At 34.7% G+C, this 19,001-nt stretch carries 15 protein-coding genes; 5 read left to right on the forward strand and 10 right to left on the reverse strand.

Going from position 1 to position 19,001, the window contains the following annotated elements; genetic code table 11:
• Window positions 1-22 precede the first annotated feature (22 nt).
• Window positions 23-2,125: an ATP-binding cassette domain-containing protein gene (locus GKR88_11840; GenBank protein QMU64914.1), complete on the forward strand. Its 2,103-nt coding sequence runs from the start codon at window positions 23-25 to the stop codon at window positions 2,123-2,125.
• Window positions 2,126-2,178: 53 nt separating this feature from the next.
• On the opposite strand, the gene GKR88_11845 is transcribed toward GKR88_11840, so the two are convergent.
• Both GKR88_11845 and GKR88_11850 read right to left on the reverse strand, forming a co-directional pair.
• Window positions 2,179-3,168 (reverse strand): IS1595 family transposase, encoded by a 990-nt coding sequence (locus tag GKR88_11845; GenBank protein ID QMU64915.1) that lies wholly within the window; start codon window positions 3,166-3,168, stop codon window positions 2,179-2,181.
• A gap of 269 nt (window positions 3,169-3,437) precedes the next feature.
• A complete protein-coding gene (locus tag GKR88_11850; GenBank protein QMU64916.1) occupies window positions 3,438-3,665 on the reverse strand; it encodes a hypothetical protein in 228 nt (75 codons plus the stop codon).
• Window positions 3,666-3,905: 240 nt separating this feature from the next.
• Here GKR88_11850 and GKR88_11855 point away from each other — a divergent pair, with 240 nt between their 5' ends.
• Window positions 3,906-4,838, forward strand: a complete 933-nt coding sequence (locus tag GKR88_11855) for a type IX secretion system membrane protein PorP/SprF (GenBank protein ID QMU64917.1) — start codon at window positions 3,906-3,908, stop codon at window positions 4,836-4,838.
• Window positions 4,839-4,840: 2 nt separating this feature from the next.
• A complete protein-coding gene (locus tag GKR88_11860; protein ID QMU64918.1) occupies window positions 4,841-6,769 on the forward strand; it encodes an OmpA family protein in 1,929 nt (642 codons plus the stop codon).
• A 418-nt stretch (window positions 6,770-7,187) separates the two neighbouring features.
• Here the strand turns inward: GKR88_11860 and GKR88_11865 are convergent, their stop codons facing one another.
• Window positions 7,188-7,346: a hypothetical protein gene (locus GKR88_11865; GenBank protein QMU64919.1), complete on the reverse strand. Its 159-nt coding sequence runs from the start codon at window positions 7,344-7,346 to the stop codon at window positions 7,188-7,190.
• Between the two features lie 916 nt (window positions 7,347-8,262).
• Here GKR88_11865 and GKR88_11870 point away from each other — a divergent pair.
• A complete protein-coding gene (locus GKR88_11870; protein QMU66702.1) occupies window positions 8,263-8,628 on the forward strand; it encodes a Na(+)-translocating NADH-quinone reductase subunit F in 366 nt (121 codons plus the stop codon).
• A 291-nt stretch (window positions 8,629-8,919) separates the two neighbouring features.
• On the opposite strand, the gene GKR88_11875 is transcribed toward GKR88_11870, so the two are convergent.
• The 7 genes from GKR88_11875 to dnaN form a co-directional block, all read right to left on the reverse strand.
• Window positions 8,920-10,002 carry a 3-deoxy-7-phosphoheptulonate synthase gene (locus GKR88_11875; protein QMU64920.1) on the reverse strand — a complete coding sequence of 361 codons (1,083 nt, stop codon included), beginning with the start codon at window positions 10,000-10,002 and terminating at the stop codon, window positions 8,920-8,922.
• 59 nt (window positions 10,003-10,061) lie between these two features.
• On the reverse strand, window positions 10,062-10,910 hold the full coding sequence (locus GKR88_11880; GenBank protein QMU64921.1) for a prephenate dehydrogenase: 849 nt from the start codon (window positions 10,908-10,910) through the stop codon (window positions 10,062-10,064).
• 70 nt (window positions 10,911-10,980) lie between these two features.
• The gene (locus tag GKR88_11885; GenBank protein ID QMU64922.1) at window positions 10,981-12,123 is read right to left on the reverse strand and encodes an aminotransferase class I/II-fold pyridoxal phosphate-dependent enzyme; all 1,143 of its coding nucleotides are present in this window, start codon (window positions 12,121-12,123) and stop codon (window positions 10,981-10,983) included.
• Entirely contained in the window at window positions 12,120-12,959 is an 840-nt protein-coding gene (locus GKR88_11890; protein ID QMU64923.1) for a prephenate dehydratase, read from the reverse strand. The genes GKR88_11885 and GKR88_11890 overlap by 4 nt, the downstream gene beginning before the upstream one ends.
• Window positions 12,960-13,259: 300 nt before the next feature.
• Complete coding sequence (locus GKR88_11895) at window positions 13,260-14,183, reverse strand: IS1595 family transposase (GenBank protein QMU64924.1); 924 nt, start codon at window positions 14,181-14,183, stop codon at window positions 13,260-13,262.
• A 450-nt stretch (window positions 14,184-14,633) separates the two neighbouring features.
• A complete protein-coding gene (locus tag GKR88_11900) occupies window positions 14,634-15,011 on the reverse strand; it encodes an IS1 family transposase (GenBank protein QMU66703.1) in 378 nt (125 codons plus the stop codon).
• Between the two features lie 3 nt (window positions 15,012-15,014).
• Window positions 15,015-16,130: a DNA polymerase III subunit beta gene (gene dnaN, locus GKR88_11905; GenBank protein QMU64925.1), complete on the reverse strand. Its 1,116-nt coding sequence runs from the start codon at window positions 16,128-16,130 to the stop codon at window positions 15,015-15,017.
• Between the two features lie 351 nt (window positions 16,131-16,481).
• On the opposite strand from dnaN, the gene GKR88_11910 reads away from it, so the two are divergent.
• Window positions 16,482-19,001, forward strand: a complete 2,520-nt coding sequence (locus GKR88_11910; protein ID QMU64926.1) for an LmbE family protein — start codon at window positions 16,482-16,484, stop codon at window positions 18,999-19,001.

Genomic DNA, 19,001 nt, shown 5'->3' on the forward strand with positions numbered 1-19,001 from the left:
ATCAGATTGCGGTGTTGTTTGTTTGCAATCTATTGTAAAGTATTACACCAGCAATTGTTCGTTAGAAAAATTAAGAGAATATAGCGGTACTTCAAAACAAGGCACTACGATGTTAGGGCTATTGCAATGCGCTAATAAAATTGGATTGTATGCCAAAGGGTATGAATCAACAATAGAGGCATTAAAAGAGAATACCATCCCTGCTATTTTGCACACGGTCTATGAAGACAAATTACAACACTATATTGTTTGTTTTGGGTATGATACTAAAAAAAAGAAATTTATTATCAGTAACCCTGCTAACGCCAACATGACATATTTAAGCGATACGGAATTGGATACAGTTTGGAAATCCAAAGTACTGTTACTATGTAAACAAACGGATAACCTGCTGAAAAATAAGGTTGAAAACAAACAAAAGTGGAAGTGGATGTATCGCTACGTTAAAGAGGATGTAAACCTCCTTTCAATGTCTTTATTTCTGGGTATTCTATTAGCGGTTTTAAGTTTGGCAACGGCGGTGTACTCTCAAAAATTAATAGACGTATTATTACCATCTGACAATTCTTTTAAAATTATTGCCAGCATCTGTTTATTGTTTTTCTTGTTCTTAACACAATCCTTTTTTAGTTATATAAGAGGGCTTTTTTTAATCAGGCAAACAAGAGATTACAATACCAGAGTTATTGATTTCTTCTATAGGAGTTTGCTCAAACTGCCAAAATCTTTTTTTGATACAAGAAAAATTGGCGACATGGTGGCTCGAATGAATGATACCAGTCGAATACAAAAAACGATCTCTAAAATAATAGGGAATGTAATGATTGACGTATTATTGGTTATCGTGACTTCCGTAGCTATTTTTAGCTACAACACTCATTTAGGCTTCATTACCATACTATGGGTTCCGCTATTTATCGTTGTTGTTATCTTTTTTAATCCTAAAATTGCTCAGCAACAAAAACAGGTTATGCAGTCCTATGCCAGAAATGAAAGCAATTATATTGAAACTATTGAAGGAATAGAAACGATAAAGGCAAATAATAGAGAACCTTTTTATTCAACACACACCAATAGCATTTATCAGATATTCCAAAAAGCCATCTATGATTTAAGTCGTTTAGGTTTACATTATGCAACCATAACACAATTTATTTCCAACATTTTTGTAATTGCTACGTTAAGTTACAGCGTTTACTTAGTTATCAATAGTAATCTTACGGCAGGTGCTATTATAGCGATATTGCAATTAGTGGGAATGCTCATGTCTTCAACATCGAACTTAGCTCTGATTAACATAGACATACAAGAAGCGAAAGTAGCGTTTAACCGTATGTTTGAATTTACCTCTGTCGAAAAAGAAAAACAAGGAGAAACAGCACTGAGTAATTTTAATTCATTGACTATTGAAAATCTGTCATTTCGCTTTGCAGGAAGAAGCCAATTACTAAAAAACATCAACATATCTGTTAAGAGAGGAGAAATTTCTGCCATTGTAGGAGAGAGTGGAAGTGGAAAAAGCACGCTCGGACAGATTTTACAAAAATTTTACGATTTTGAAAGTGGAAAAATCGTAATTAATAACACGATCAATCTAAGAGATATACAATTACAGAATTGGAGAAATTTACTTGGTGTTGTATCTCAGGAGATTACCATTTTTAATGGAAATGTATTTGACAATATTCTTCTTGGAAAAGAAGATAACCCTCAACAGGTAATACAGTTCTGCGAAGAATACGGATTTGATGAATTCATACAGAGCCTGCCACAAGGCTATGCTACCATGCTAGGCAAAGAAGGCGTTAATCTATCAGGTGGACAAACTCAGATCATTGCTTTTATGCGGATTTTATATAGAAAGTCACAACTGTTATTACTTGATGAATGTACCTCTGCTATGGATAGAAAAACAGAGCGTTTTATCATAGAGCTATTGAATAAACTGAAAAAAGAAATAGCTATTGTATTCATTTCCCACAGACTCCATTCCTTGCCGAAACTTGCAGATGCTATTTATATCATCGAAAATGGAATGACATCAGATTATGGAACACATAGTCAACTGATGAACTCTGAGAATTTTTACAGTGATTTTTGGAGTGAATTAGAGCTGAAAAACTAATTAGGACAAATCATGTAGAAAGAACGGAAACCGAGTTTAAGAGGAAATTATAGCTAAGTTCTAATTAACATATTAAATAGTTGTTGTTTATATTCATACCATACGCTATTTGAAGCAATAGCAGTAACAGCGGTCATTTTGCTAGTGGAATTCTTAATTTTTTCAAGAACCAAGAACCAGTTCAAGTAATTTTGAAGGTACTTTGTTGCAACACCATTGAAAGACTCCATAAATTTTCTCAATCGCATATCCATATTATTAACATTTTGTACGTGGTACACTTTATCTATAGTTCGCTGTCCTTTTGAGGCGTTAAACTTTTTATGATTAAGTGTATTTGCTTTTGCAAAAGCACCATAACTTCTATGACTATCACTACAGATGACCTCTACTTTGTTGAGCTTTCCTTTGAGTACTTTATCTAAGTCCTTTTTACTTATACGACCTCTGGTTGCTACTTTAAAGTCTTTGTTTCCAGATCTATCGCAAGTAGCAATTACGGCTACTTTTTCATTGCTTATGCCCGCTTTGCTTGCTTTCTCACCGCGTTGTCTTGGTTTTCTATCTAAATGACGATTTCCTTTTTCTGAATAAGCGAAGAACAAATCGTCACTCTCAACAATACCTTGAAATTCTTCTACTGAAACACTAGAAAATGAGGTGAGTAATTTGTGTCGCCAATCAAAAGAGGTTTGAATGGATATCCCTGTTTCTTTGGCACTTTTCCTAATACTATAGCCAGACAATAGGCAGTATAGATACTTGCTTAATTTGTCTTTCTTCTTTATACCATACCAAAACTTGCCTGTAGTCTCACTAAAGTTCTTCTTACAATCATTACAAAAATAACGCTGAACACCTTTGAGTTTACCATTGGCTCGAATACGTTTCTTTGTACAATGTGGACAGGTAATAGCTTTATCCTGTTTATCATCTTTAACAGCACTCCCTTGCAAAGACAGTGATAGTAAAGACGACACAATCTCTTGCTGAGTAGCTGTAGAACTGTTTGTGAAATAATCTCTAAAATCTGATGGAATCATATAATCTGTTTTATCAAAGATAATACATATATTTATTAGAACTTAGCTGAAATAATCAATTATTTCTATTTTTGAAAGAAGCAACCAGAGGTTTACACTCAATATTATGTGGATTAAGTATAATTTAATATTTTTCGATAATATTAAGTATACTCGTTATGGCAGATACTTACATGAGCTTGAACGAGATAGGCGATATTTTAGAGTTGATAGGGTTAAAAAATAATTAAAAAACACTCCGATAAACGAAGTGTTACAAAAGTATTCAGTTATACCAGCCAAATTTCTTCAGCTCTATCAAACCCAATCCACCTGTGATCTTTATCGTACCCCCTGATCGCCAATTCATAGCGAATCAACTTCTCAAGAGGCATCTTGGTATGAAGCACATAGCGGAGTAACTCACTATTTATAGTTGAAAATACTCCGGTAAGTTCTTCTAAGTGGTCTAATGGGTCTTTATCTGCTCTCATATGACGGATCATGTCATAAGCCATTTCAGAGTAGTCATTAGGGAATTTTTCAAAAGAAGCTCCTATCTGTTGTGCTACTTCAGATTCAATGACTGCCAGCCATTACAAGATGCTTGGATATTATCAAAGACGTAAGGAAATAGGTTTGTCATTTTTATCCTTAAACAAAGAAAATTGTTTGACATTAGATGTTTCAATTAAGTCGTTATGAGTTTTTTTCAATTTTCTCATTACCAATCTAAATACAAGTAGTACATTAGAGTTATTATTAATCGATGTACATTGAATGTAAAGCGTGCTATTCTGTTTATTTTATTACCTGCTTTTTCAACTATTTGTTACGGGCAGCAAGATTCTCAGTATACACAATATATGTATAATACGATGTCTGTTAATCCTGCCTACGCAATAGCAAAAGACCATACTTCTTTTGTAGCTTTGGCAAGAACACAATGGATAGGTTTTCAAGGTGCTCCGGAAACACAAACCGTTAGTTTTCAGACACCTGTCGGATACAGCGGATTTGGTTTGGGTATTACTGCTATGAACGATATCCTCGGCCCGTCGCGAGAAACAGGAATAGAGGTAAATATAGCCTACGCAGTCTACCTGAGTAAAAAAGGAAGTTTGGCATTTGGATTAAGAGTCGGGGGGCGTACATTAAGTCTGGACTGGTCCAGAGGTAGATTTCAACAACCGGATGTGGTATTTAATGAAAATATAAATAACAGATTTTTACCTACTTTAGGAGCAGGTTTGTACTATTATGAAACCAAATGGTATGCAGGAATATCGGTACCTAATTTGTTAAAAACGGACCATTATGATGATTCGGTTGAATCTTTGGCAGTAGAAGAGTTGCATTATTTTTTGATTGCAGGCTATGTTTTTGATATAGGCAATACTATTAGATTTAAACCCGCAATCTTGTCGAAAGTAGTTTTTGGCGCCCCTGTTTCCGTAGATTTTTCGGTAAATGTTCTTTTTACAGATCGATTTGTATTAGGGTTAGCATATAGGTGGAATGACGCTATAAGTGTGTTGACAGGTTTGCAGGTAACAGAAAGGTTGCATATGGGATATGCATACGATTTAACAACTTCTAATTTTCAGAATTATAACTCAGGAACGCATGAAGTATTTGTAAAATATGATATTTTTAAACAACCAAAATTAAAGTCACCGAGATTTTTTTAAGTATGAAAAAGGTAGTCATTATTATAAGCTTGTTCTTTTCGATTACCTCTGTTTCACAGAGCAAACGTACTGCTGACAAATATTTTAAAGAATATGCATATGTGAAAGCAGCCGAATTATATGAACGAATAGTAGAAAAAGGGGATTTTTCCTCAGAAGTGCTAAGCAGGTTGGCAGATGCATATTATTTTAATTCCATTACCGGTAAAGCGGAAGTTTGGTATAAGAAACTGATTTTTTTGTACGAAAAGAAAAACATTGACCCCGAATATTATTTCAGGTTGTCTCAATGCCTAAAATCAAACGGAAAACATAAAGAAGCAGATCAATGGTTGTTGAAATTTCACAATGTCAAAAGAGCTGATTCCAGAGGGAAAAGATTTATTAACAATACAAATTATATGTCAGAATATGCTAAGAAGGAAAACAACCATGTAAAAGTTCATAATGTGGCCATCAATTCAAAATATTCCGATTATGGAGCTTATAAGTTAGGGGCTACTCTTTATTTTTCGTCTACACGTCCGGAAGAAAGAATCGATAAAATGAAGTTATACCAGTGGAATAAGCAACCGTTGTTAAATATTTACAGAGTAAAAGATTCGGTGATTCATAGAGAAACAATACGTGATTCCGAAACCTATACCGTTGAAAAAATACCGGGAATCAATACGGTGTTCCACAATGCTTCGGCTATTACTACTAAAGACGAAAAAACGATGTATTTTACCGGAGATAATTTTGACGGTAAAAAGTTGAAAAGCGATGCATCCGGAATAACACATTTAAAAATATACAAGGCAACACTAAAAAATGGAATATGGACGGCTATTACGGCACTTCCTTTTAATAGCGATGATTATTCGACAGGGCATCCTGCATTAAGTCCAAATGAAAAAGAATTGTATTTTGTCTCGGACATGCCCGGAGGGTATGGACATACGGACATTTATAAGGTAGCCATTCTACCTGAAGGAACATATAGTAGGCCGGTCAATCTTGGAAAAAAAATCAATACGGAAGGAAGAGAAATGTTTCCTTTTGTATCCAATGACAATCAGTTATTTTTTTCCTCTGACGGGCACTTGGGCATAGGGTTGTTAGATATTTTTAAATCTGAGATACATACAAATAGTTATTCTGAGCCAATGAACCTCGAAGTTCCGTTCAATAGTCTTAAAGATGATTTTGCATTTACCATTGATACTTCTAAAAACAATGGTTATTTTTCTTCGAATAGGGAAGGAGGAAAGGGAGATGATGACATCTATGGTTTTACTATCTATGATTGTAAAACTGCTGTCAAAGGAATAGCCTACAATAAATCTGATAAAAGTGTGCTACCAAAAATACAGGTTGCATTAGTAAACAGTAAAGGAAAAATTATAGATAGTACGCTCACGGATATCAAAGGAAATTACATTTTTTCTAATACCGAATGCGACCAAACATATGCATTAGTCGGCAATAAGGGAGGCTATGTATCCGATACTACTGAAATTATTACGAGTGCAGATAACGAATCTGTTGTTGAATCTGAATTGTTTTTAGCACCACTCATTGTTGATTATCAAATAATGGTTCATCCTATTTTCTTTGATTTTGACAGTGCTGATATTCGTGAAGATGCCGAATACGAACTGGAAAAAATAGTAACGGTAATGAAGCAATATCCTGAATTAGTGATAAGGATAACATCTCATACGGATGCAAGAGGCAATCATGATTATAATAAGAGGCTATCCGACAGAAGAGCGAAGTCATCCGGAGATTATATTATATCCCGCGGAATAGATGCATCGAGAATTGAAAGTACCATTGGTTTTGGTGAAAACCAATTACTCAATCATTGTAATGATGCAAATGCAAAAAAATGTACAGATGAAGAACATCAAAAAAACAGGAGATCCTATTTTTATATTGTAGAATAAATAAACAGAAGGTTTTTTAAACTTGAACTCATTTAAACTTTTTGGATGTAAGCGAACATTAGAAGTTTTTAGCAAATTGAAAAAGTTTAAATGAGTTCCTTATCAAATTACGAACTTATCACTTAAAAATGACTTTTATAAAACGCCCTTTTTTCTTTTACTTAAAAGGCAAAGATATCTTCAAATAATAATGAGTATTATAATATAAAAAGCCCATCATTTTAATTAAAAATAACGGATTATTAACAACCGTTGTCCCCTGCCATAAATTATCCTCACCGGTAAAATCAATCCAATTATTATTTGGTGAGGTATTATTTACAGCAGTTATAAAGTTTCCATGTCCAACGTAGGCACTGCTAACAGTTGTGGAAGTAACGGTACTTGTTCTACATTGGTGCCCGTCAGTAAATCTACTCTATTGATATAAACCTCCAAAACCTTCAGTATTATCCGTACTGGAAGTAGGTACTCGTGTTGCTCCTAAATTACGATCCATCCATACACGATCATCTGTACCATTTATATCTACCGCTGCTATTGAGCTACCGATACAGTAGGTAGGTGTTAATTGCATATTTACGGTATATTGATAATGTTTTAGTTCTGGACAGCAGCAGGAGCCGGAGAAGCGTCTGCAATACCCTCTTCTGTAAGCAGCCCGGACTTGGTATCCTGTCCTAATCCTGTGAGGCTTACAGTTGCGAGATCAACTAAAGAGGGCATGCTTCCTGCCGCTGGATTTGTAGAAGTTGCACGATAACTACAAGTTATTAACAAGAGTAATCATAGCCTGCACTTCCGTTTGTGTGGCAGGAGATGAAAAACTATTAGGGTTGGCATCTATGTAATCCTGATACGCTGTTTGATTCCCGGCAGTTACTCCCGTTAATGCAGGTAAAATCTGATTTAGCTGCGCAACGGTTACTACCGATTTGTGTTAAAACAGAGGTACTTAATACCGTCGCAAGACTGCCTCCCGTCGTCAGGTTTATAAAAGTAGTTGCATTGTAGAAATAAAGTCCTTTTGGATTACAATCCATACAATAGACAATCAATCCTGCTGTCGGACTTACTATAGCGCTAACCTGTGACAGGTTCATACGTGGAAGTAAAAACCCTTGAGTGGTAGAGCTGAGATCTAAAGCAGCAGAAGTGTGCGGTGTTGTTGTACCTATAGCAATACTTACTTGACCAATTATTGTAAAATTTATTGAAAGAAATAAAATAAGAAAGGTTATATTTTTTTATACATAAAATTATTTTTAGGAGGTTAAATGTTGAACTCAAATAAGTTAATCTTTTTTGTTTAAAAAACAATGTTTTTCAAAGGTAGTTATTTTTTCAATTTTTGTACATAGTTATTTGTAATTTTTAAGGTATGCATCAAAGTTTTATCGTTATTTTTCGAGGAAACTGAAAAAGCTTAAATGGATTCTAAATTTATAAATATATCTTTGTTCGAAGCTTACATAAATATGCAAAGAAATAATATGCAGGTTTTAACAGAACAAGAGTTACACAATCTTGCGATGAATATTGTTGGAAAAAAATTAGAAGATATGGGGTATGAATTTCAGGCAATCAATAGTCAATTAAAAAAACATCCTCAATTTGTGCTGTATAAAAAAGGAGAACCTACTATTTTTGTTTTGGTAAAAGCTACAAACAACATCCAAAACCCGGAAACATATGATGTTTTATGGATGGAAACATTTAAAGAGCACGCAAAAAAACAACACGCAAAAGTTTGGTTTGCAGGGGTGGGCATTGCTAATGCAGAAAGTATAGATAGTCCTGTTTTTAAAGATCAACCTTATTATGTAGCTTTTAATGATTTTATTAAGATTTTGGAATGAAAAAGTTTAAATGAGTTCAAAGTGTAAAAGTTCAACCTTTATTTGACTGAATATTAAAGAATGCTAATTTTTTATCCTTGAATTGGGGCTCAATGAATTAAAAAATTAAAAGATTTTCAATATATTTTAATGACACCTCCCAAAAGTTATGAGTTGAAAGTGGGGGTGGTAAATGAGTATTTATTATTGTCAAAAAGTTAATATTAAAGCTCGTAACTTTAAAAATATAAACTCTTAACTTTCCAACTGTATTTTTTGAGAAAAAATTTAAAATAATTTCATATATAGCATTTACGATTGTATTATTTTTTTTTGATGATTGATCGATTCTTGGTGAATTGCTTTAAAAATCCTTAAGATGAATTCCTCACTTAAATGATGGTTTTTTCCTTCCAAAACCATTTTTTCGAGAACTTCATTCCAACGCTTAGTCTGTAGAATAGCCACATTTTTAGATTTTTTTAAGATACCGATACTATCGGCTATCTGCATCCTCTTTCCTAGTATTTCTATTAACTGATGATCTGCTACATCTATCTGTGCCCGTAAGGTGTGCAATGCATTTTTATAATTTGCTTCCGTATCTGTTTCTTTTCTTATTTTCAGATCTTCCATCATCTGAATTAATGTAATAGGCGTGATTTGCTGCTTTGCATCTGACCATGCATTATCCGGATCATCATGTGTTTCAATCATCAGCCCGTCAAAATTTAAATCTAAAGCAGTTTGACAGATATCAAAAATAATATCTCTTCTTCCGGCAATATGTGAGGGATCGCAAATCAATGGTAAGTCAGGAAAACGATTTTGTAATTCAATAGGTATTTGCCAGTTAGGATTATTGCGATACCTTGTTTTTTCATATGTGGAAAAACCCCTGTGGATGGCTCCTAATTTTTGGATATTTGAAGTGTACAAGCGCTCAATAGCTCCTAGCCATAAAGGTAAGTCAGGGTTTACGGGATTTTTTACCAGTACAATTTTATCTGTTCCTTTAAGGGCATCTGCAATTTCCTGAACAATAAAAGGACTTACCGTTGTCCTTGCTCCCAACCATAAGATATCTATATCGTATTTTAAAGCCAGATCTACATGGTTTGGGTTGGCAACCTCAGTGGCAGTTAACATCCCTGTTTCTTGCTTGGCCGCCTGCATCCATTTTAACCCTAAAGCACCTACCCCTTCAAAATTGCCGGGTCTGGTTCTGGGTTTCCAGATACCTGCTCTTAATACGGTAGCATCCGAATCTTTTAGCTCTGTTGCAATTCTTACTACTTGTTCTTCCGTTTCTGCACTGCAAGGACCTGCAATTACCAACGGGTGGGATAACCCAAAACCTGAGACCCAATTTCCTAATTCTTTTGTGTTTTCCATGGTGATATTTGTTCTTAAGAGACCTTTGCCAAATCAATTTTGGCAAAGGTCTCCTTAAATTATTTAATTTCTTTTAATATTTTTTTTATATAATTGGTATTTTCCATTTCTTGAAACACTTCGTCAAATCTATCTTGTTGCATCAATACTTTAAATGATTTTAAATTGTTAATATATGCTTCTAATATCTCGATGATATTTTCTTTATTTTGTTCAAAAATAGGGGTCCACATAGCCGGCGAGCTTTTTGCCAGTCGGGCCGTAGATGCAAACCCGCTTCCGGCCAAATCAAAAATATCTCGTTCATTCTTTTCTTTTTCAATAACTGTTTTTCCCAACATAAATGAACTGATGTGCGATAAATGAGAAACGTAAGCAATGTGTTTGTCATGAGAAATGGCATCCATATAGCGAATGCTCATTCCTAATTTTTGAAAAATAGCCAGTGCTTTTTCCTGTAATTTATAAGCGGTTTTTTCAATTTCGCAAATAATATTCGTCTTATGTATATACAATCCTTCCATTGCAGCTTTTGGCCCTGAATATTCTGTTCCTGCTATAGGATGTGTTGCTAAAAAATTTCTCCTTTTCGGGTGATTTTCAACTACTTTGGTAATTTTTGCTTTTGTAGACCCTACATCAAATACTAATGTAGTATCCGAACAGGTATCTAATATATTAGAAATAATACGTATGGAAGCATCCACAGGAACTGCTACAATGATCACATCTGCTTTTGTAATATCTTCAACACTGCTTTTTTGATGAATGATTCCCAAATGTGATGCTTCATCCAGATGCTTCGAATTATTGTCAATTCCATAAATGGTTGCATTTTTATAATGCTTTTGAATGGCTAAGGCAAAGCTTCCTCCAATCAATCCTATTCCTATAATATATACTTTCATATTGTATTTATATCGTATTGAACGTATTCAAAAATGACATTCAATTTGTTTCATCAGGTACCATTAATACTTATATTCTATGTATGGCTTCTTTTATTTTTTCTTCGGAAACACATAATGAAAAACGGATATATCCTTCTCCCCGGCTTCCAAAAACGGTTCCCGGCGCAACAAAAATATGTTTATCTCGGAGCAGAAAATCTACCATTTTTTCAGCTGTTTTTCCTGTTGGTAATTTTGCCCAAACAAACAACCCCGAGGAGTTTTTATCGAAATTACATTTTAATTTATCTGCCAATTCCCATACCAATTCTCTTCTTTGACCATATAACTTGTTTAAATTGTTAAACCAATCAACACCTGACGCTAATGCTGCTATAGCTCCTTTTTGTATTCCGTAAAACATTCCCGAGTCCATTTGCGTTTTCACTTTTAATACTTTTTTGATATGCGATTCACTTCCCAATAGCATTCCTACGCGCCAACCTGCCATATTAAAAGACTTGCTCAATGAATTCAATTCCAAAGCTACATCTTTAGCACCTTCTATTTCCAGAATACTCTGCGGCTTATCGTTTAAAATAAAACTATAAGGGTTATCATTTACAATCAGGATATGATGCTTTTTTCCGAATGTCACCAGCTTTTGAAAAGTATTTTCCCGGGGAATTGCTCCTGTTGGCATATGCGGGTAGTTTACCCACATTATTTTTACTTCAGAGAGTTCCAGCGATTCCAGGGCCTCAAAATCAGGCTGCCAGTGATGGTCAATATCCAGGTTATAAAAAATAGGTTTGGCATCTACTAAGCGAGTTACCGATGTATAGGTCGGATATCCCGGATTTGGAATCAATACAGCATCACCTTTGTTTAAAAAAGCCATCGAAATATGTAAAATCCCTTCTTTACTACCCATTAAAGGCAGTATTTCATTATTTTGATTTACTCGAACCCGATATTTTTGATTGTAGAAATCTTCAATGGTTTTTCTAAACTCCGGGAGCCCCTGATAGCTTTGATAGGCATGTGCATTCGCATCGTTTATACTATTTTGCATGGCCGCTATTACTCTTACATCAGGAGCTAAGTCCGGGCTTCCGATACCTAAATTGATAATTGATTTTCCTTGCGCAAGCAACTCCTGTACTTCCCGTAATTTTTTAGAGAAATAATATTCTTGTATGTTTTCCAAACGATTTGAAGATCGTATCATTTTTTACCGTTTTTATATTCGCCCAATATTTTAAAATCTTCTGCCATAACTTGAATGATCTCTTTTGCTTTTTTGTAATCTTCCGGTACATCAAACGTAACATCTACGAAGAAAACATATTTCCAAAGCGTTTCTATTTTAGGTAATGATTGGATCTTGGTTAAGTTGAGTTTACAATCGCTCATCACATTTAGAATAGCAGCTAAACTCCCCCTTTTATGATTCAATTCAAATTTTAAAGAAGCTTTGTCTATAGTAGCTTTACTTTTATGAGCCTTATCAATAGCTTCTTTTTTCCGTACGATTACAAATCGGGTAGCATTGTTTTTTATGGTTTGTATCTCATCTTCCAGTACCTCCAACCTAAATAATGCTGCAGCAATTTTAGGAGCGATGGCTGCAATTCCTCTCAATTTTTGTTCGGAAATCCTTTTGGCAACCTCGGCAGTATCTACATCTTCTACCAACTTTATATGCGGGTGTTTTTTAAAAAATAGCTTGCATTGTAACAATGCCATAGGGTGTGAGCATACTTCTTTAATTTCTGTTATTTGTTGTCCCGGCAATGCCATTAGATGATGATGAATGGGTAAATAATACTCATCACATATATACAAATGATGATGATCTATTAACGCATAATTAGGAATGATAGACCCTGCAATGGTATTTTCCAAAGCCATAATTCCAAGGTGAGAGGTTCCGTTTAATAAACTGTCTACCAAACTATCAAAAGAAAGGCATTCATGTATAGAGGTCTCATTTCCGTACATCGCTAGTGCTACCTTATGATGATTTGACCCTTTTGCTCCTTGAATGGCTATTATTTTTTTCATCTTTTAACAAAAAAAAGCCTCGATATATCGAGACTTTATGACTATTATTTACAATTTATAATACGCTACAAAGCCTCTTTTTTTATTAAAAAATAAAACCCTTGCCAAACGTAATATAACTTCATTATCTTTAGTATTTAGCAAGCAAATCTAAGTATTAAATTGACATAATCAAATAATAGCGTATTCATTTTTGAAGAATTACAAATTTCCTAAAACGGCAGTATATTTTTGAATAGTTTTTGAGAAATTAAAGATTTTTGTTCTTTAAAAACAGAATATTTTAATAGATTTTTTTGATTACCCACTTTTATACCAGTATTGATGAGTGACAGCTACTACCAGTCTATCAAATAGTCTTTCAGCGAAATAGCGTCTGTTGAGTTTATAGCAGAACTCGTCAAGATAATTCTGCAAATATTTTCCTTTAATTTTATGGTAAATACCTAACAGAGTGCGTTTTGCATTACTTATGGCTATATGCACCGATTTTAGTGTGGTAATAGTGGTTTCTTTATTTGATTTTTCAGTAATGTGTACTTCCACATAATCACCTATGTCTACATAAGACGTGCTTTTGTCGCTAAAAACAATGCATGTATCATCAAAATTACTATCAATAAGCGTGTTGACTTCTTCTTTTTTATGAGTATCCAAAACTTTCATTTTAAAATAACGACATTGTTTGGATTGTTTCCCAGTCTTTAAATCTTCTAAAGGTACAGACTCTGCCATTACCGCTACGTTAGATTGTTTTTGACTGCCTCTGCCTCTTTTAAGCTTTTGTCTGTCGGATTCTTTTGTTGCCACAGTAAAGTAATCTTGATCAAACTCAATCATATCTTCAAGGTCGTATAAATTATCTCGTTTTCCCATAGCCGAACGTATTCTGTGCATAAGAGACCATATAGTGGTATAACGTGTATGGTTGAGCTGACGTTGTAATTCGGCAGCAGAAATACCTTTTTTACTAAAAGTCATAAATGCCATAGCGAGATACCAAGTACGAATAGGTAAATTGGAGTTCTCCATCATAGTACCGCTGCGTAGAGTAGTTCTAAAACCACAATAAGAACATTGCCACATCCATTTAGACTTTAACCAATAGTGCTTTTTTGATTGACATTTTTTGCAAATGACTCCTTCTTTTGAACGAGCCAACTTCATATGTGATTTACAGGAAAACTCATCTGGAAATTGTTCAATAAAATGTAGTAAATTCATAATTCTAAACTTTATATTAAGATACGAATTTTTAAATTAGTGGCATAATTAAGTGTAATCAATTTTATATTTTTAATGGTTAGATAAAGTACTAATTTATTTTAAAATTCTTAAAGAAACTTATTGAACTCATTTAAACTTTTTCAATTTGCTAAAAAATTACTGTTTTCCGCTCTGTTTTTGTCTTTTTTTCCTTCCGTAGCGCTGCCTATGCAACTCAAAAAAGCTTTCAACATATCTAAAAACTTCTAATTTTCGTTTACATCCAAAAAGTTTAAATGAGTTCATTATGTTCCATATTAAATCAACATAAATTTAGTGCAGGAAAGCAGGTAAGATTATATGAAAAAATAGAATATTCAGTAAACTAAAGTGTAAAATTCAGGCATTGTTAATAAAGTATACTTAGTTGATTATTTCTTTTTAACATTAGCATCATAATGGCTTCTTTTAATCTGTTAACGTTCTTTGAGTAACACTTTTGCTCTTTCTTCTTAATCGAGCTAAGAAATGTCTGAATAAACTATTGTAGCCTTCAACTGTAAAGGCCTCTGCTTTACTTGAAACATGTTTATTTTGAGGAATAATTTTTTGATATGCTTTCCAATGGTCGGTCATAATAGTACCTATGCTTTTGCTTTTAATTCCTTCCCATAACTGTTTTCTTGTTTCTCCAAACCTGTCACCAATAATGAAGCGGATAAACCTTTTTCCATGCCTATCAACAGCAATCCATATCCAACAGTAGTTTTTTTTTGAACGGATTAATTGCAGCCAGATTTTAATATGATAAAGTTCTTCCTGTTTCCGTAGAATAGAACAACAGATTTTTTAATTATTCAACATCACAGGCATTACGAGCATCGTAATTTGCTCTCCTTCATCGGTTCCGTCAATTGGTGTTAAAATTCCGGCTCTGTTCGGCAGAGACATTTCAATAAGTATCTCGTCAGAGTTTAAATTGCTCAGCATTTCACTTAAGAAGCGTGAGTTAAACCCTATTTGCATGTCATCTCCCTGGTATTCACAGCTTAAACGCTCATCGGCTTTATTGGAAAAATCCAGATCTTCAGCAGATACGTTTAGTTCGGTTCCTGCCATTTTTAAACGAATCTGATGCGTGGTTTTACTGGAGAAAATAGAGACACGTCTCACAGAATTTAGAAAAGAAGCTCTGTCTATGGTTAACTTATTGGGGTTTTCTTTTGGAATTACCGCTTCATAGTTAGGATATTTCCCGTCGATTAAACGGCAAACCAAAACAAAATGATCAAAAGTAAATTTAGCATTGGAGTCGTTATACTCAACTGTTACGTCGTCAGAATTTTCCAACACTCCTTTTAATAAATTTAAGGGTTTTTTAGGCATGATAAACTCTGCCGTTTCATCAGCAGAAACATCTGTTCGAGTATACTTTACCAATTTATGAGCATCGGTTGCCACAAACGTCAGGTATTCCGTACTGAACTGGAAGAAAACACCACTCATTACCGGACGCAGATCATCATTACCGGCCGCAAAAATGGTTTTGGAAATTGCTGTTGCCAATATATGAGAAGACATTATTGTTTTACTCGGTGAAGGTAAGCTTACGGCTTTGGGAAACTCGTCTCCGTCAAAATAAGCCATATCATATTTACCCTGATCGGAGCTGATTTCGATGGTATGGTTATCTCCTGTCCTAAATATCAGAGGCTGATCCGGAAATGTTTTTAATGTATCTAATAGTAAACGGGCAGATAAGGCAATCGTTCCCGAAGAATCGGACTCCACCTCAATTACTGCACTCATCGTTGTTTCCAGATCAGAAGCAAAAACCTGTAAGGTATTTTCAGACAGTTCAAATAAAAAATTATCTAAAATCGGCAGGGTATTATTACTGTTGATGACACCTCCTAAAACTTGTAACTGTTTTGATAATTGAGAGCTCGATACTATAAACTTCATGAAGTAGTATTTAAGGAAATTTAACTACAAATATATCTTTAAATAAGTGATTTTAAAAAGATATTTATTAACAGATTTTGAGTATTGTTAATAGCAAAAACAGAAACGTTATAAAAATGTTAATGCTACCGGTTTGGCGGATTAAACCCGGATGATGCATTAGAAAATCTATTACAGCTTGAAATCGTTTCAAAATATATCGCTCCGCTGCATTTTTAAAATGAACCGTGGCAGTACTACGCTACATTTCAGAAAACGCTATATTTTATCACAATTTCAACCTTCATTACGAAGTTCTAATACATAATCCGGGTTAAAATAGTACATTTGTTCACAACCAAATCGTTTTATATGAAGAAAAACAAATTGTTTATTTTTTCATTTTTGTTGATTACATCAACGGTATTTTCACAAAAACCGGATAAACTTTCTTCAAATCAAATCTTTGAAAAATTACAAAAACTTAATTTCTTAGGTACTGCATTATACATAGCAGCTCACCCGGATGATGAGAATACTCGCCTGATTGCTTATTTGGCAAATCATGAAAAAGCAAGGACAGGTTACTTATCATTAACACGCGGAGATGGCGGCCAGAATTTAATAGGCCCCGAAATAAGAGCATTGTTGGGAGTCATTAGAACGCAGGAGTTACTGGCAGCAAGAGATATAGATGGGGGAGAGCAGTTATTTACGAGAGCAAATGACTTCGGATATTCCAAACACCCTGACGAAACGTTCGCTATTTGGGATAAGGAAAAAGTGTTGGCTGATGTAGTATGGGCTATCAGGAAGTTTAAACCGGATGTTATCATTAACCGTTTTGATCACAGAACCCCCGGAAGTACTCACGGGCATCATACCGGGTCAGCCATGTTAAGCGTAGCGGCTTTTGATCTGGCGAGTGATAAAACAAAATATCCGGAGCAATTAAAATATACGGACATTTGGCAGCCTAAACGATTGTTTTTTAACACCTCCTGGTGGTTTTACGGAAGCCGGGAAAATTTTGAAAAGGCAAATAAAGAAAAGATGCTTTCTTTTGATGTGGGAGTCTACTACCCGTTAAAAGGATTATCTAATAATGAAGTTGCAGCTATGGCCAGTAGCCAACATCTATGCCAAGGATTCGGAAGGTTGACCACCAGGGGATCTCAGAAAGAATATATAGCGTTTTTAAAAGGAGATTTCCCAAAAGACCGGAGCGATATTTTTTCCGGGATCAATACTACCTGGAACCGGATTGAAGGCGGAGGGGAAATCGGCGCCATTCTATATGATGTTGAACAAAGTTTTGATTTTACGACCCCATCCGGACACCTGCCACGACTATTAGAAGCGTATCAAAAAATTCAATCACTAAAAGACACTTACTGGAGGGATATTAAATTAAAACAAATTACAGAAATCATAGAAGCCTGTGCGGGATGGTATTTGGAGGCTTCCGCAATGAGTTCAACAGCCATTCCAAATTCTGAGATAACCCTAAAAATAGAAGCGTTAAACAGAAGTAATTACACAGCCGTTTTACAATCAATTCGCATCTCACCGGGTAAAAAAATGATTACAAAAAATATTGAACTTAAAAACAATATCAGGCAAAATTTCCGGGAAACCATTACTCTGGGAAATATTCCTTATTCAGACCCTTATTGGCTAAAAAAAGAAGGTTCTCTAGGGATGTATACCGTACAGAATCAGCAATTGATCGGAAAGCCGGAGACCCTTGGGAAAGTAGCGGTTACGTTTAATTTAACTATGCTGGATCAAGAGATAAGCATTACAAAAGATATAGTATATCGCTATTCGAGAAGAGATAAGGGAGAAATTTACGAACCTTTTCAAATACTGCCCAAAGTAACTACTAAATTAAAAGATAAGGTGTTGATTTTTTCCGATACTACTCCAAAAACAGTTTCCGTAGCAGTGAAATCGGGAGCAAATGCTGTTCACGGAAAGCTCACCCTGAAAGGCCCAAAGGGTTGGAAAATAACTCCTGAATTCATAGATATAAATATTGCACAGAAGGGAGATGGGCAATTATTTGATTTTACGGTATTGCCATCCGGTAACATATTGGAAGGAAAACTGGAATCCTTTGTGTTGGTTGATGGAAAGAAATATACGAAAGAACTGGTAGAAATCAATTATGACCATATCCCAAAACAATCTGTATTGCTAAATTCTGAAGCTAAGGTTGTTCGTTTGCATATTCGGAAAGCCGGTAATTATATTGGGTATATAAAAGGAGCGGGCGATGTAGTTCCTGAAAATTTAACGCAGATCGGATATACGGTTGTTACCATTGATCCGGATAGGATTGACAGCGAAAACCTACATAAATTTGATGCTATTGTATTGGGAATCAGAGCATACAACACGATTGCTGCTCTGAAGTTTAAACAAAAATTTTTGTTAGCTTATGTAAAAAAAGGAGGAAATATGATTGTCCAATATAATACTAGCAGAAGAGTTGACGTAGGAGCTCCTTATGAATTAAACCTTTCCAGAGATCGGGTAACAGACGAAAATGCAAAAGTGACGATTTTGGAAAAAAATCACTCGCTGCTGAATTTTCCAAATAAAATATCGGAGAATGATTTTAACGGTTGGGTACAGGAAAGAGGATTGTATTTCCCGAATCGATGGGGTAAAGCATATACATCGGTTTTATCTATGAGTGATAAAGGAGAATCTCCGAAACAAGGAAGCTTGTTAATAGCAAAGTATGGAAAAGGAAACTACATTTATACAGGGTTGAGCTTTTTTAGGCAATTGCCTGCAGGAATACCCGGAGCGTATAAGTTATTTGCAAATATGCTGTCCGCAGGTAAAGAACATATCAAAAAAGAAGAGCACATTAAAAACTGA

The sequence above is a fragment of the Flavobacteriaceae bacterium genome (assembly GCA_014075215.1).
Classification (GTDB): domain Bacteria; phylum Bacteroidota; class Bacteroidia; order Flavobacteriales; family Flavobacteriaceae; genus Polaribacter.

Bases quoted from the DNA above. Each gene is read 5' to 3' on its own strand.
- GKR88_11845 (QMU64915.1), bottom strand. From the start codon at position 3,168: ATGATTCCATCAGATTTTAGAGATTATTTCACAAACAGTTCTACAGCT.
- GKR88_11850 (QMU64916.1), bottom strand. From the start codon at position 3,665: ATGGCTTATGACATGATCCGTCATATGAGAGCAGATAAAGACCCATTA.
- GKR88_11860 (QMU64918.1), top strand. From the start codon at position 4,841: ATGAAAAAGGTAGTCATTATTATAAGCTTGTTCTTTTCGATTACCTCT.
- GKR88_11865 (QMU64919.1), bottom strand. From the start codon at position 7,346: ATGCAATTAACACCTACCTACTGTATCGGTAGCTCAATAGCAGCGGTA.
- GKR88_11870 (QMU66702.1), top strand. From the start codon at position 8,263: ATGCAGGTTTTAACAGAACAAGAGTTACACAATCTTGCGATGAATATT.
- GKR88_11875 (QMU64920.1), bottom strand. From the start codon at position 10,002: ATGGAAAACACAAAAGAATTAGGAAATTGGGTCTCAGGTTTTGGGTTA.
- GKR88_11880 (QMU64921.1), bottom strand. From the start codon at position 10,910: ATGAAAGTATATATTATAGGAATAGGATTGATTGGAGGAAGCTTTGCC.
- GKR88_11885 (QMU64922.1), bottom strand. From the start codon at position 12,123: ATGATACGATCTTCAAATCGTTTGGAAAACATACAAGAATATTATTTC.
- GKR88_11890 (QMU64923.1), bottom strand. From the start codon at position 12,959: ATGAAAAAAATAATAGCCATTCAAGGAGCAAAAGGGTCAAATCATCAT.
- GKR88_11895 (QMU64924.1), bottom strand. From the start codon at position 14,183: ATGAATTTACTACATTTTATTGAACAATTTCCAGATGAGTTTTCCTGT.
- dnaN (QMU64925.1), bottom strand. From the start codon at position 16,130: ATGAAGTTTATAGTATCGAGCTCTCAATTATCAAAACAGTTACAAGTT.
- GKR88_11910 (QMU64926.1), top strand. From the start codon at position 16,482: ATGAAGAAAAACAAATTGTTTATTTTTTCATTTTTGTTGATTACATCA.